Consider the following 14,223-nt stretch of genomic DNA (forward strand, 5'->3'; position numbering starts at 1 on the left):
GGTCGATCGACGAGTCGGTGAACGCATTGCACATGTCCGACAACCCGATCTGTGTACGAGTGACGCTGGACGAGGCGCAGCAACAGCCTCTTCACGTGGTCGACGGGAACCAATCGCAGAATCTGCGCGACATGGCCGCGAAAGGTCGCGGCGGTGGACGCCGCCGACCCGGGCTTTGGTACGGGCCGGATCGAGCCGCACGGGCGACGCGCGCCGGTTGCGTACGGCGGTACGCCATGGCCGAGACGACGTATCGGTGCAGGCAGCCTACTGAAGAGCGGTACACCCACGCTGTTCTCTCTAGCGTCGACGGATCGCAACCCACAGTCCGCAACGTCGGCAGATATAGGCAGCTCCCCCTGCCAGGGAGTGCAACTTCACGGTCGGGAAATCGCGACCACAGCAGGAACAGGCCGAGGTGCCGTCACTCTCACTGGACAGATTCATGAGCAAGCCCTTTCCGTCGAGAGTGACGGGAGAAGTTCGGCACTCCGTCTCCTTCCGCGTAATCGAATTCTACGACCTGTGCGCTGCCAACTTCAGCACGGATATACCGTGGGTGGATGGAGATCACCCTGCAGTATTTCGACGGTTGCCCGAACTGGACGGTCACTGCTGAACGGTTGCAGCTCCTCGCCGCGGAACACTCGGACGCCGTGCTCGTCTATCAACGCGTGGACACGGTGGACATGGCCGAACAGGTGCGTTTTCGTGGCTCTCCGACCGTTCTCGTCGACGGCGTCGACGTCATGGGCGACACATCCGCCGCAGTCGGTCTGGCCTGCCGTGTGTACATGACAGGTGACGGGCCGGCGGGTGCGCCGAGCATGGCTCAGCTCCGGGAAGCCATCCTCGGCTGACACCCGAATCGGGATACCCCAGGGGGTACTCATTGGTATCGTCGGTGACATACAGTCAGCTGATCGGCATGGTCGACGGGGCACAGCTCCGGAGGCCGGTTTGCTGAAAGCACTGACGGTGTTCGGCGTGCTGTTAATGCCTTCGGTGACACCGAACAATGAAGGTGATACAGCCGTGCTCGGGGGCCCGCATCCCTTTTTGAGTGCGGAGTCGCGGACGTCGCTGAATCCGGCGGTCGTCGATCCGACGAGATGTCCCGTGCGGGCGTTCTTCATCCCGCAGATGCGGGCCGTCCCGTCTCGACGGACCAGGGATCGACGCAGTTCGCAACCGTCGACACCGACGGCAACCTGATCGCCTTGCATAACGACGCCCCCGCACCCGAGGGACAGTTCTACCCGTCGCTCGACGGACGAGGGCGCACGATTGAAATTGGCTCGGCGCGGCGACTGCCGTCACCACTGACCGATCGACCCGCTCTTGGCAGGACCACTCAAGAGCCCATCGGACCACACATGATCACACCCGCAGCGGCGAGGGCACCGAACACGATCGGACTCGCGGTGATCGAGAGGACGATCAAGGACAGTTGGGTGCGGGCCCGCGCGTGCACGGGGGTGGACACAGCGACGGTGAGGCGATGAGCACGAGCGAGCACGTCGCCTCCGCTCGCGCCGAGGGCACCCGCGGGAGCGACGGACGAACCAGTGAGGGCGAGCAGACCACCGAGTAGCGCCCGCCGACCATGGGAGCGGGCAGCGCTGTCGTCCGCGCACATCTCGAGCAGCAGGGCGATCTCGGTCGCCCCGTCGCGGAACAACCGCATCCATGGAGCTGCCGCGGCGAGTCCGCGAACAGAGGCGAGCAGCAGGTGATGGCGACCGATTAGGTGAGCACGTTCGTGCGCCAAGACGGCGCCTAACTGATCCGGGACGAGTGCATCCAGGGCACCAGTAGTGATCACGATGGTCTTCGGACGGCCAGCAACGCAGTAGGCGAGCCGATCCGCGGTGTCGACGACCACCGCGTCGGTACCGGGCAGGCGTTGGCCGATCACCCTCGCCGTCCGGGCGTGGCGAAGCGTGTGCGTTCGCATCCGCAGCATGCCCCGCCCAGCCCTCCACACCACCAACGGAAGCGCCGCCGCAGCGACCGCGGAGACTGCTATCAGTGTTCCCTGAAGCAGTGCTGCGGCACGGCCGTCGATCGACCGGAGCACCTCGACGACGCACGCTGACACCCAGTGAGCGTCTCTGTTCCAATGCACCGCTTCGGTGACGAGCATGATCGCCGCGCCGGTCCAGGTCAGGATCACCACCGCCATTGCTGCACTCCAGGCAGCTATCCCGAGCTGCGGAGCGATGCCCCGGCGGGTCAGTCGCGCGAGCACAGGCGGACCGGCTACCGAGACCACGAGCCCGTAGAGCAGCAGGCACAGAGTCAGAGTCATCGCGACTGGCCGGGGTCGGTCAGTCTGCGCAACGCTCTTCGCACACGCTCCGACTCTTCGTCGCTCATCTGCTCGACGAAATGGGTGAGCACCAGGTCCGACTTGCCGCCCGCAGCGAACGCGTGACGCATCAGCCGGGCACTGTGCTCCTCGCGAGACAACGTCGGCCAGTAGTCGAACGCCTTGCCCCTACGGGTGCGCTCCAACCAGCCCTTACGGTGCAGGTTGTCCATCGTCGACATCACCGTGGTGTAGGCAATCACCCGCTGCTCGGCCAATTCGTCGAACAACTCCCGCACGGTGCTTCGCGCACCGCGGGCCCACAGGCGATCCATCACTACCGCCTCGAGTTCACCGAATCCGTTCACCCGCACCTATCGCCTCCTGCCCTGTCGTCTCCTGATCCTAGGGTCGTCGGTAACACGACATCTACTATCTATGTACGTACTCAGTATATGGTCGTGATGTCCCGTCTCCTCGGGACCAGAATTGAGGGAGATTCCGATGACCGAACTGATGACCAACCTGCAGACGTGGTGGGATTGCCAGATCATGATGGCCACCGGCATGTGTGGGGACATGTGCGCCGCAATGATGTGTTGCTGACCGGCTGACGACCTGCGATAGGATACTTCCCCCGACTTCCCGAAAGTCGGGGGAAGCTTGCCGGGCGAGCCTCTCGCGCGGCGTCGTACAGAACGAATCGACAGGGCGAGCGCAGTCTTTGACGATTGCGTACGGACGAAGACCAGGCTTGCCGAAGCCCTGCTGATCTGATCTCGTAACTCTCCTCGGCGACGGGGTGCCGGCGACGACGCTGCGCTTCCACGAAAGCGAGGGGCTGCTGCCGGCGGACCGAGCCCCGAACGGGTACCGCGTCTACGACAAACGAGCACAGCAACGGTTGGCGTTCATCACCGCCGCGAAAAGCTCGAAACTGACGCTGCCACAGATCAAGACGATGCTGCGCGCATGGGAGAACGACTCCTGCGCCGCTGTGAAGACCGGGCTGCGGCCAACACTGCGCGAGCACATCACCCGGGAGGAGGAGTCGATCGCGCAGCTCACCGAGCTGCATGCCGCAATGACCGGTGCGTTCGATCGTCTCGACGACACTCCCGACGCGTCGGCGCGCCGTTCGACCCGCAATGCAGCTGGTTGACCTCGGCCTCCTCGCCGTCTCGGACGGATTCGGCGAGTAGGGAATCGAAAGCGCCTTCGTAGCAGGTGCCACCGCGATCGGGAAGTCGGCGATCTCGACCGCGCCGTACGGAGCAACTGCGGTTTGTCGCGTGCGTCCGCAGGTCCGGTGACCGGGTCCCACACCACGGAGGTGTTCTTCGTCGTGCCGTCGTCCTGTCTCAGTACGGCACGACGAGGATCGGACTCGTGCCGACGAGACCGGGGCCGAGCATTCACGCATAGCGATCATACCGGGCTTAGATGCTATCATCGTTGCATGACGATCAATAAGGATGGCCGCCTGCCCGGCGGTTCCACGTCGACTTTCGATGCGGCAGTGTCGTTGTTCCACAGCCTTTCCGATGCGACACGGTTGGCTATCGTTCGCCGTCTCGCCAGCAGGGAGGTGCGTGTAGCGGACCTGGTGAGCGAGCTGGGGCTGGCACAGTCGACGGTATCGGCGCACATGGCGTGCCTGCGGGACTGCGGATTGGTCGTCGGTCGCCCCCAGGGCCGGCAGGTGTTCTACTCCCTCGTCCGGCCGGAACTGTTGGACCTGCTCGCTTCGGCCGAGACCCTCCTCGCCGTCACGGGGAACGCGGTGGCACTCTGCCCGGTTTACGGCACCGCGCCCGCCGGGTCGGCGGTGACCGGATGAGCGACGCATGCGGCTGCGGCCACGACGAACCCCGCCTGGACGGCGACGAGGAGCACGAACCCGACAAGCTGTGGCAGATCACCGAGATCCGAGCTGCCGCGGTGGCCGGTGCACTGCTGGCGGCAGGGCTGATCATTGACTGGATCGGCGGCCCTGATCGGCTGACCCTGGTGCTCGAATCACTCGCGTTGATCGTCGCCGGCTACACCTTCGTCCCGTCGACCCTTCGGCGGCTCGCGCGCGGCAAGATCGGTGTCGGCACCCTGATGACCATCGCGGCGGTCGGTGCCGTGATCCTTGGTGAGGTCGGCGAGGCCGCGATGCTCGCGTTCTTGTTCGCGATCAGCGAGGGCCTCGAGGAGTACGCGGTCGCCCGCACACGGCGAGGTCTACGGGCACTGTTGTCCCTGGTTCCCGACACCGCCACAGTCCGACGAGACGGCCTCGAGCAGGCGGTGTCGCCGACCGAGTTGATGCTCGGGGAGATGATGATCGTCAAGCCCGGCGAGCGCATCGCCACCGACGGCACCATCCGCCGCGGCACCACCGCGCTCGACACCTCGGCGATCACCGGCGAATCGGTGCCCGTCGAGGCCGGGCCCGGCGACGACGTGTATGCCGGGGCGATCAACGGAACCGGCGTTCTCGAGGTGGAGGTCTCCGCACGTGCCGAGGACAACTCGCTGGCCAAGATCGTCCGGATCGTCGAGGCCGAGCAGTCCCGCAAAGGTGAGGCTCAGCGGTTGGCCGACACGATCGCCAGGCCCCTGGTGCCGGCAATCATGGTCGCCGCCGCCCTCATCGCCGCCGTGGGCAGCCTGCTCGGCGAACCACGGGTATGGATCGAACGCGCACTGGTCGTCCTCGTCGCCGCCTCACCGTGCGCACTGGCCATCGCCGTCCCGGTCACCGTCGTCGCGGCGATCGGCGCCGCCAGCAAACTCGGCGTCCTGGTCAAGGGAGGCTCAGCTCTTGAGGCGCTGGGCCGCATCCGCGTGATCGCGCTCGACAAGACCGGCACCCTGACCCGCAACAAGCCGGTCGTCATCGACGTCGCCACCGCGGACGGTGCGACCCGCGAACAGGTCCTCGCCGTGGCCGCAGCGCTGGAAGTGCGCAGCGAGCACCCCCTGGCCGCGGCGATCCTCGCCGCCGTCGACGACCACACACCCGCCGACGACGTCGTCGCAGTCACCGGAGCCGGCCTCACCGGCCGCCTCTGCGGCGACGACGTCCGCCTCGGCCGACCAGGGTGGATCGACCCCGGCCCGCTGGCCGCGGACGTGGAACGGATGCAGCACGCCGGAGCCACCGCCGTCCTCGTCGAACAGGACGGCCGCACCCTCGGCGCGATAGCGGTCCGCGACGAACTGCGACCCGAAGCCGCGGAAGTCGTCGCCGGTCTCCGCCGCGACGGGTACCACGTCGCGATGCTCACCGGGGACAACGAACGCACCGCCCGCGCACTGGCCGCCGACGTCGGCATCGAGGAGGTCCACGCGGATCTGCGACCGGAGGACAAAGCACGCATCATCGGCGACCTGAAGGGCCGCCGGTCGACCGCGATGGTCGGCGACGGCGTCAACGACGCCCCCGCACTGGCCACCGCCGACCTCGGTATCGCCATGGGCGCCATGGGCACCGACGTGGCCATCGAGACCGCCGACGTCGCCCTGATGGGTGAGGACCTGCGGCACCTGCCGCACGCCCTGGCCCACGCGCGCCGATCCCGACGCATCATGCTGCAGAACGTCGGGCTGTCGCTGGCGATCATCACCGTGCTGATGCCGCTCGCCCTGTTCGGAATCCTCGGCCTGGCCGCGGTGGTGCTGGTGCACGAACTCGCCGAGATCGTGGTCATCGCCAACGGAGTCCGCGCCGGCCGCACCCACCCCCTGTCCGCCGCAGCGGTGCCCGCACCTGCCCCGGCAGCAGCCGAGGCCTGGACATGAGCCCAGACCCCACTTCGGGCCCGATGCCGGGTGTCTCGACCGGGGGACGCTCGGCGACTCGATCCCGGTGGACCCTGGCGATCGTCGTCGCCGTCCTCGTCGCGGCGGCACTCGCGGCCGACCCCGTCGCCCGCCGCGCACTCTCCGACGGCCGCGTCATCGAACTGGGGTTGCTGCAACTCAGGCTTGCCTACAACAGCGGTGTCGCCTTCAGCGTCGGGAACGGGCTGCCGCCAGGGGTCATCATCGCGGTCACCGCCATCATCACTCTCGCCATCGCCGTGTACGCGTGGCGCACCGTCCCCGTCGGCTCACTGACCGGGACGGTGGGGCTGTCGGCGGTCGTCGCCGGAGCGGCCGCCAACGTCATCGACCGCGCTGCCGACGGCCGCGTGACGGACTACTTCCACACCGGATGGTGGCCCACCTTCAACCTCGCCGACACCTACCTCACATGCGGCGTAGTCCTGGTCGTCCTCGCGTCGCTCCGGGAGGGCCGAACCCGCGTCGATCCCACGGGCACGGAGCAACGATCCGTATGACTGCTCCCCGACCTCGAATCCGATCGACCTCCATGACGGTCGCGTGCGGCACCGGGGGCGTCCGGTTACATCCTCACCGACGCCCGGTGCGGCAGTGATCACCACCATCGCCGCGGCAGTGGCGATGTTCGCCGGCACCAACATCGACGACATCGTCGTGCTGACGGTGCTGTTCGTCGCCTCCGCCAGCCAGGGTAGGCCGCGGGCGTGGCAGATCGTCACCGGCCAGTACCTCGGCCTGATCACCCTCGTCGCGACCAGCGTCGTCGCCGCTCTGGGACTGGTGATCGTGCCGCAAGAATGGGTCGGGCTACTCGGTGTGCTGCCCCTGTCGCTGGGGCTCTGGACGCTGATCCGCTGGCTGCGCAGCGACGACGAGGACGAACCCCCGGTCGCTGCCACCGGAATGGCAGGCGTTGCTGCCATCACCATCGCCAACGGTGCCGACAACATCGCCGTCTACACCCCGGTCTTTCGGACGCTCGGTCCACCACAGACCGCAGTCACCATCGCCGTGTTCCTGATCTGCGTCGGGATCTGGTGCTACGCCGGCAGGCTGCTGGGCACTCGCAGGAAGGTCGTCGACACTCTCGAACGGGTCGAGCACTGGCTCGTCCCAGCGGTGTTCATCGGCTTGGGTCTCTTCATCCTCCTCGAATCCGGAGTTCTCGCCCGGCTGATCGCCGCCGCGTCATGACCGACACCCGCTCGCGCGCAGCCTGCGGAACCGCTACGGCCCGACTCAGATCGGTTCCCGCCACCGCCCGGTGGCGTCACCTCCATGCCATCGATCGAAGCGTGAGGGTGAGCAAAGGGCGGCGCATCGATACTCGGTCGATCCGTCGGCGATCATCAGATCGACCACGGTGCGACAATCGGACCGGACTTGCCGAATCGACCGCCGAGTAGGCGTCGCTGACCCCGATCATCTGTGTCCGAGCGGTGTGTGGACAGACGAGCCACGCTCGTCCGCGCGGGCGCGGAGTCGTATTCGTCGCCGGAAGGTTAGGTTCGGCAGCCCTTATAGACTCGCTCGGTGCCCAGAGACTTCAACCGCCCGAAACGCCCCAGTGTGCGCTTAGCGCACGATTTGGGCAGATTCGGTGACGCACCGGGTCTGATATCGGTGGACGAGACGATCACCTACCGCGACCTGGACGAGCGCATCGACCGGCAGGCGGCCAGACTTGGACGTGGCCGTCGTCTGGTACTGATCGCCGGCACCAACAAGGTCGAGGTCGTCGTCACCTACCTCGCGGCGCTGCGTGCAGGACACCCCGTACTGCTGGCCTCGGACGACAATCCCGACCATCTCGACGGGCTCATCGACACATATCGGCCCGATGTGGTGGTGCGCACCCTCGACGGCAACACGGTCGTCGAGGAATTCGATCGACAATCCAGACATGAGCTGCACCCTGATCTCGCGTTGCTGCTGAGCACCTCGGGTTCGACCGGATCACCCAAACTCGTCCGTCTCTCGCACGACAACGTGCAGGCCAACGCCGAGTCGATTGCCGAATACCTGGGCATCCGACCCACCGACCGTGCCGTGACCACGCTACCCATGCACTACTGCTATGGGCTTTCGGTCGTCCACAGCCACCTCCTGCGCGGTGCTGCCTTGATTCTGACCAACTCTTCGGTCACTGATCCTCGACTGTGGGGCCTTGCGCGCACCCACCGCGCCTCCACCTTTGCGGGTGTGCCGTACACCTTCGATCTGCTCGACCGTATCGGGTTCGACCAGCTGAATCTTCACGACCTGCGGTACGTCACGCAGGCCGGCGGAAAGCTGTCGCCCGATCGCGTCCGCACGTATGCCGAGCTGGGCCGACGCCAGGGATGGGACTTGTTCGTCATGTACGGGCAAACGGAGGCGACCGCCCGAATGGCGTATCTGCCACCGGATCTTGCCGCCGCTCATCCGCATTCCATCGGACGGCCGATTCCCGGCGGGTCCTTTCGGCTCGATCCGGTCGCGGATGCCCCGGACGGGACGGGTGAGCTCGTCTATTCGGGGCCGAACGTCATGCTCGGCTACGCACACGACCCCGGCGACTTGCGCCTGGGTGACACGCTCGCCGGCGAGCTGCGAACAGGCGACCTGGCCCGGCGAACGGCCGATGGACTGTACGAAGTGGTCGGCCGACGCAGCGGTTTCGCGAAAGTGTTCGGTCTACGTATCGATCTGCACCGCGTCGAGTCCGCGCTCGCACACCTGGGATTGACCGTGTGCTGCACCGACGGCACGGACGAACTCGTCGTCGTCGCGGAGAACGCTGACGTCGACGACGTGCGACGCTTGACAGCCCAGTTCAGCGGCCTTCCCGCAACAGCAGTTCGGGTGTGTGTAGTCGATGAGCTGCCGCGCACCTCCACCGGCAAACCCGATGCGCGAGCGGTCGCGGAATTCGCAGGCAAGCCCGGCCCTGTTCAGCCCACCTCGACGAAGACAAAGCCCGAGACCACCGATGTCAAAGCGATGTATGCCGAGGTCCTGCATCACGCAAGGGTCGACGACGACAGCACGTTCGTGAGCTTGGGCGGTGACTCTTTGTCGTATGTGCGGATGTCCATTCGGCTGGAGGAGCTGCTCGGTCACCTCCCGGCGGACTGGCACAACACCCGAGTCGTGGACTTCGTTCAGGCACCGCACCTGCGCCGCGGCTGGCGACGGGTGGAGACCAACGTTGTGCTGCGCGCCCTTGCGATCGTGCTGATCGCCGGCTCGCACATACACCTGTTTTCGGTGCTCGGCGGGGCGCACGTGCTTCTCGGAATCGCCGGCTACAACTTCGCCCGCTTCCACCTCGGCGCGGTCGATCGCACCGCCCGCGCACGCAATGCGGTGCGCAGCGTCGCTCGGATCGCCATCCCCAGCATGGTGTGGATCGGGGCCGTCATCGCTCTGACCGGGGACTACCGCATCACCAGTGCATTGCTGCTCAACGGAATCTTCGGCCCGGACGGTTGGTCTGTCGAATGGCGATACTGGTTCGTCGAGGCGATTGTGTACATCGTCCTCGTAGCCGCCGCTGTGCTCTATGTTCCGGCGGTCGCACGTCTCGAACGCCGTCACCCGTTCTGGTTTCCTATGGGGTTGGTGGCATTGGGCCTGGTTACCCGTTACGGATTGATCGAGATCGACGACAGCCGCAATCGCATTCTGACCGCGGCGGTTGTCTTCTGGTTGTTCGCCCTCGGCTGGGCCGCCGCACGGGCGCAGACCGTGTGGCATCGAGTGGGGGTCACCGCGGCGATCGTGCTATCGATTCCCGGGTTCTTCTTCGGCGACATCCAGCGAGAAGTCATCGTGATTGTCGGACTTTGCCTGCTGGTGTGGCTCACATCCGTCCCATGTCCCGCAGTTGTGGGCCGGGTTGCGGGGGTGTTGGCAAGCGCGTCACTCTACATCTACCTGACCCATTTTCAGGTCTATCTACCGCTGCGCGACGACCATCCCTGGACAGCATTCGCCCTGTCGATCGTCGTGGGGGTTGTCTACTGGCAGGCTGCGACCTTCGTGCTCGCCCGTCTACCGTGGAGCGGGGCAGGGCCGGGCATTAGGTTTGCCAATCCTCTAAGTACCATGGCGGCGGGGACGACCGGAGGTGGTCCGGTAAATGCGAAGGACGGACGATGAGCAAGCGGATCGAACTGATGGCGGGCCTCGCACTGGCGACCGCAGCACTGTTGACGGTGTCGGGGTGTTCGAGCGCTGAGTCCGACCCGGGCGGGGACAACCGGATCACCGTCTACAACGCCCAACACGAGTCGCTGACGAAAGAATGGGCCGACGCGTTCACCGCGGAGACCGGCATCGAGGTCGACCTGCGCCAAGGGAGCGATACCGAACTCGGCAACCAACTCGTAGCGGAGGGTGACCGATCGCCAGCGGATGTGTTCCTCACGGAGAACTCTCCGGCGATGACGCTCGTCGAGAACGCGGGTCTGTTCACCGACGTCGACCAGGCCGTGCTGGCCCAGGTTCCGAGCCAATACCGCCCGTCGAACGGCAAGTGGACGGGTATCGCCGCCCGCTCGACCGTGTTCGCCTACAACACGGACATGCTGGCACCCGATCAGCTCCCGGCCTCACTCCTCGACCTGCAGGACCCCGCCTGGAAGGACCGCTGGGCAGCATCGCCGTCGGGAGCCGATTTCCAAGCCATAGTCAGTGCGCTGCTCGAGTTGAAAGGCGAGGACGCTACACGCACCTGGTTGGAGGGGATGAAGAACAACGTCCGCGCCTACAACGGCAACGGCACGGTGATGAAAGCCGTCAACGCCGGAGAGATCCCCGGCGGCGTGATCTACCACTACTACTGGTTCGGCGATCAGGCCAAGACCGGCGAGAACAGCAGTAACGTCGCCCTGCACTACTTCAAGAACGAAGACCCCGGTGCCTTCGTCAGCGTCTCCGGCGGTGGCGTCCTACAATCCAGCGCGAAACAAGATGCAGCACAGAAGTTCCTGGCGTTCGTCACCGGACCGAAAGGCCAGCAAATCCTCAGGGACGGAACGTCGTTCGAGTACTCGGTGGGCAGCGCAGTGCCGGCCAACGCGGATCTGGTTCCTCTGATCGAACTGCAGGCACCGCAGGTGGACCCGGCGACGCTCAACAGCCCGCAGGTCACCGAGCTCATGACCGAAGCCGGTTTGCTCTGATTCCAACGACGAACGGTCGAGAACAACGGGGGCCGGCCGACAAGCTGCGTCGCTCAGCAGGCCGGCCGCGTATGCCCTTGCCTCTGGCTGTCACCGCAGTGATTGTCGTGGTGATCTCGCTCATCCCGCTCGGGTACGTGATCGTGGAGAGCGTGGACACCGGCTGGGCCACCGCGTCGGCGCTGCTGTTCCGGCCGCGGGTCCGCGAATTGTTGGCCAACACCGTGATGTTGGTAGTGATCACGGTGCCCATCTGTGTCGCAATCGGCGTCGCGGCTGCTTGGTTGGTCGAGCGCACACGAGTATTCGGAGCGAAGGGTTGGGCGGTATTGCTTGCCGCGCCGCTGGCTGTCCCGGCGTTCGTGAACAGCTACTCGTGGGTGACGGCGATCCCTTCCCTCGGCGGACTGGGCGGCGGCGTTCTGATTGCGACGCTCTCGTATTTTCCGCTCGTCTACATTCCCGTTGCCGCGACGCTTCGCAGGCTCGACCCCGCGGTCGAGGAATCGGCGCGAGGACTCGGAATCGGACCGTGGGCAGTGTTCTTTCGCGTCGTGGTGCCGCAGTTGCGGCTGGCGATCGCCGGCGGAGCGCTTCTGGTCGCGTTGCACCTACTCGCCGAATACGGTGCCTTCGTCTTCATCCGATTCGACACCTTCACGACAGCGATTTTCGAGCAGTATCAATCGACGTTCAACGGAGCTGCGGCCACTATGCTCGCCGGGGTGCTGGTATTGCTGTGCCTCACGCTGTTGGTGATCGAAGCGGTTGTGCGTGGCAGTGCCAGGTATGCCCGCATCGGCTCGGGTGCAGCCCGCCCGGCCGTGCCTGCAGAACTCGGTTGGCAGTACTCGCCGATCGCGCTCGTCTTCCTGGGGATGTTGATCGCACTGTCTCTCGGAGTCCCGATCGCCAGTGTTCTGCGGTGGCTTGTCATCGGCGGCAGCGCGGTGTGGGAGTGGGACGAGGTCTCTTCCGCGCTGCTGCAAACGCTCGGGTTCGGAATTGCCGGTGCGGTCATTACGTGTGCACTCGCGTTCCCGGTCGCGTGGATCTCGATTCGCCACCGCGGACGGTTCAGCCGTGTCCTCGAGGGCGGTACCTACATCTCGAGTTCGTTGCCCGGCATCGTCGTTGCGTTGGCGTTCGTCACCACCGCCATTCGGTACGCAAATCCGCTGTATCAAACAGTTGTCGTCGTGATCGCGGCCTACGCATTGCTCTTCCTGCCACGCGCATTGGTCAACCTGCGCGCCGGGCTCGCGCAAGCGCCCGTCGGGTTGGACGAGGCGGCTCGGTCACTGGGTCTGTCACCGCTGTCGAGCTTCTTTCGGGTGACTCTCAGATTGGCTGCACCGGCCACCGCAGCGGGCGGTGCGTTGGTGTTCTTGGGGATCGTGAACGAGTTGACCGCAACATTGCTGCTGGCACCGACCGGAACCCGCACGCTGTCGATGCAGTTCTGGTCGCTGAGCAGCGAGATCGACTACTCGGGGGCTGCTCCGTACGCGTTGATCATGATCGTGCTGTCGCTGCCCATGACCTACGTTCTCTTCTCCCAGTCGAAAAAGGCGGCAGGACTATGACATACGCGTTGGAGGTGGATGGGCTGGACAAGTCGTTCGGTCCTGTGACGGTGCTACGTCGAGTTGAGTTCGCTGTCGAGGCTGGATCCACCACAGCCATCGTCGGACCGTCCGGTTGCGGTAAGACGACGCTGCTGCGTCTGATCGCGGGTTTCGACAGACCCGACGCAGGCACCGTCGCACTGACCGGGAAGGTCGTCGCGGGAACCGGCTGGACGCCTGCGCACCGAAGGTCCATCGGGTACGTCGCCCAGGACGGGGCACTGTTCCCACACGCCACGGTCGGCGCGAACATCGGATTCGGCCTGCCACGCCGTGCCCGGACCGTCTCGAAGATTACCGAACTGCTCGAGATGGTGTCGCTGGATTCGTCCTACGCGTCACGTCGACCTGACCAGCTTTCCGGCGGCCAGCAGCAACGGGTCGCCCTTGCGCGGGCGCTGGCGCGTGAACCTCAATTGATGCTGCTCGACGAACCGTTCTCCGCACTCGATGCCGGCTTGCGGGCGAACACCCGACGGATCGTCGCCGACGTCCTCGCCAAGGCCGCGATCACCACCATCCTCGTCACCCACGATCAACCCGAGGCCCTGTCGTTCGCCGACCGGGTTGCGGTGATGAACTCGGGCAGGCTCGCACAGATCGGTACACCTCGTGAGGTCTATTCCCGCCCTGTGGACGTCACCACCGCGGAATTCATCGGTGACGCCGTGATCTTGACGGCCCACATAGAGAACGGCCGTGCCCGCTGCGCCCTCGGCGACGTCGACATCGCCCCCTCCTTCAACGCCATCGAAGGCACAGCCCGAATCCTGTTGCGACCAGAGCAAATCGAGGTGGCACCCGACGGCATGGGTGCATCGGGGACCATCGTCGACGTGCAGTACTTCGGATCGGAGATGCTGCTCGGGATCCGCCTCGACACCGCGGACACCGCCATGGCCCAGCGGATCACCGTACGTCGCTTCGGCACCACGGCTCTGACGCCCGGCGACAGAGTCGCCATCTGCGTCATCGGCGACGCCGTCGCGTACGACTTGTGAGAGAGCTACTCAGTGTGAGGCAGCCTCTCGCGTCCTGCTTGATCATGCGAACAATGTGCGTAGGTAGTGGGCAGACTTGCACCATTCAGACTGAGGCAACGCCCCGAAGGCAATCACGTCTCGACCCCAAGCATGCAAAGGGCCGGCATCGACTGTCGGGACTGCCCCGACTTCAGTTGACTAGTGGGGTTGAGCGATTCAGGCCGCGTGTGCGGTCCGGTTGATTGTCTCAAACTCGATAGGGGTGAGCTTGCCGAGGCGCCGTTGACGGCGTTTGC

At 65.5% G+C, this 14,223-nt stretch carries 12 protein-coding genes; 10 read left to right on the forward strand and 2 right to left on the reverse strand.

The features are described from left to right. Positions 1-563: 563 nt before the first annotated feature. Positions 564-860: a hypothetical protein gene (locus KVY23_RS22060; protein WP_008720468.1), complete on the forward strand. Its 297-nt coding sequence runs from the start codon at positions 564-566 to the stop codon at positions 858-860. Between the two features lie 494 nt (positions 861-1,354). On the opposite strand, the gene KVY23_RS22065 is transcribed toward KVY23_RS22060, so the two are convergent. Both KVY23_RS22065 and KVY23_RS22070 read right to left on the reverse strand, forming a co-directional pair. Continuing rightward, positions 1,355-2,311 carry a M56 family metallopeptidase gene (locus tag KVY23_RS22065; protein WP_008720467.1) on the reverse strand — a complete coding sequence of 319 codons (957 nt, stop codon included), beginning with the start codon at positions 2,309-2,311 and terminating at the stop codon, positions 1,355-1,357. Further along, on the reverse strand, positions 2,308-2,685 hold the full coding sequence (locus KVY23_RS22070) for a BlaI/MecI/CopY family transcriptional regulator (RefSeq protein WP_008720466.1): 378 nt from the start codon (positions 2,683-2,685) through the stop codon (positions 2,308-2,310). Before KVY23_RS22070 ends, KVY23_RS22065 begins: the two co-directional genes overlap by 4 nt. 428 nt (positions 2,686-3,113) lie before the next feature. On the opposite strand from KVY23_RS22070, the gene KVY23_RS22075 reads away from it, so the two are divergent. From KVY23_RS22075 to KVY23_RS22115, 9 genes are all read left to right on the forward strand, one after another. Then, complete coding sequence (locus KVY23_RS22075; RefSeq protein WP_008720465.1) at positions 3,114-3,473, forward strand: MerR family transcriptional regulator; 360 nt, start codon at positions 3,114-3,116, stop codon at positions 3,471-3,473. A gap of 297 nt (positions 3,474-3,770) precedes the next feature. Continuing rightward, a complete protein-coding gene (locus KVY23_RS22080; protein WP_008720464.1) occupies positions 3,771-4,151 on the forward strand; it encodes a helix-turn-helix transcriptional regulator in 381 nt (126 codons plus the stop codon). Continuing rightward, positions 4,148-6,103 carry a cation-translocating P-type ATPase gene (locus KVY23_RS22085; protein ID WP_008720463.1) on the forward strand — a complete coding sequence of 652 codons (1,956 nt, stop codon included), beginning with the start codon at positions 4,148-4,150 and terminating at the stop codon, positions 6,101-6,103. The genes KVY23_RS22080 and KVY23_RS22085 overlap by 4 nt, the downstream gene beginning before the upstream one ends. Beyond that, the gene (locus KVY23_RS22090; RefSeq protein ID WP_008720462.1) at positions 6,100-6,645 is read left to right on the forward strand and encodes a signal peptidase II; all 546 of its coding nucleotides are present in this window, start codon (positions 6,100-6,102) and stop codon (positions 6,643-6,645) included. The genes KVY23_RS22085 and KVY23_RS22090 overlap by 4 nt, the downstream gene beginning before the upstream one ends. Positions 6,646-6,739: 94 nt before the next feature. Continuing rightward, on the forward strand, positions 6,740-7,342 hold the full coding sequence (locus KVY23_RS22095) for a cadmium resistance transporter (protein WP_008720461.1): 603 nt from the start codon (positions 6,740-6,742) through the stop codon (positions 7,340-7,342). A 339-nt stretch (positions 7,343-7,681) separates the two neighbouring features. Beyond that, a complete protein-coding gene (locus tag KVY23_RS22100) occupies positions 7,682-10,291 on the forward strand; it encodes an AMP-binding protein (protein ID WP_230558229.1) in 2,610 nt (869 codons plus the stop codon). Beyond that, entirely contained in the window at positions 10,288-11,316 is a 1,029-nt protein-coding gene (locus KVY23_RS22105) for an iron ABC transporter substrate-binding protein (RefSeq protein ID WP_008709882.1), read from the forward strand. The genes KVY23_RS22100 and KVY23_RS22105 overlap by 4 nt, the downstream gene beginning before the upstream one ends. 71 nt (positions 11,317-11,387) lie before the next feature. After that, positions 11,388-12,902 (forward strand): iron ABC transporter permease, encoded by a 1,515-nt coding sequence (locus tag KVY23_RS22110; RefSeq protein ID WP_206497471.1) that lies wholly within the window; start codon positions 11,388-11,390, stop codon positions 12,900-12,902. Then, positions 12,899-13,945, forward strand: coding sequence for an ABC transporter ATP-binding protein (locus KVY23_RS22115; RefSeq protein ID WP_008709885.1), 1,047 nt, complete (start codon positions 12,899-12,901; stop codon positions 13,943-13,945). Before KVY23_RS22110 ends, KVY23_RS22115 begins: the two co-directional genes overlap by 4 nt. Positions 13,946-14,223 lie beyond the last annotated feature (278 nt).

It is taken from the genome of Rhodococcus sp. I2R (genome assembly GCF_020889545.1).
Lineage (GTDB): Bacteria > Actinomycetota > Actinomycetes > Mycobacteriales > Mycobacteriaceae > Rhodococcoides.

Coding starts and splice junctions, on each gene's coding strand:
- KVY23_RS22060 (WP_008720468.1), top strand. CDS start 564: ATGGAGATCACCCTGCAGTATTTCGACGGTTGCCCGAACTGGACGGTC.
- KVY23_RS22065 (WP_008720467.1), bottom strand. CDS start 2,311: ATGACTCTGACTCTGTGCCTGCTGCTCTACGGGCTCGTGGTCTCGGTA.
- KVY23_RS22080 (WP_008720464.1), top strand. CDS start 3,771: ATGACGATCAATAAGGATGGCCGCCTGCCCGGCGGTTCCACGTCGACT.
- KVY23_RS22085 (WP_008720463.1), top strand. CDS start 4,148: ATGAGCGACGCATGCGGCTGCGGCCACGACGAACCCCGCCTGGACGGC.
- KVY23_RS22090 (WP_008720462.1), top strand. CDS start 6,100: ATGAGCCCAGACCCCACTTCGGGCCCGATGCCGGGTGTCTCGACCGGG.
- KVY23_RS22105 (WP_008709882.1), top strand. CDS start 10,288: ATGAGCAAGCGGATCGAACTGATGGCGGGCCTCGCACTGGCGACCGCA.
- KVY23_RS22110 (WP_206497471.1), top strand. CDS start 11,388: ATGCCCTTGCCTCTGGCTGTCACCGCAGTGATTGTCGTGGTGATCTCG.
- KVY23_RS22115 (WP_008709885.1), top strand. CDS start 12,899: ATGACATACGCGTTGGAGGTGGATGGGCTGGACAAGTCGTTCGGTCCT.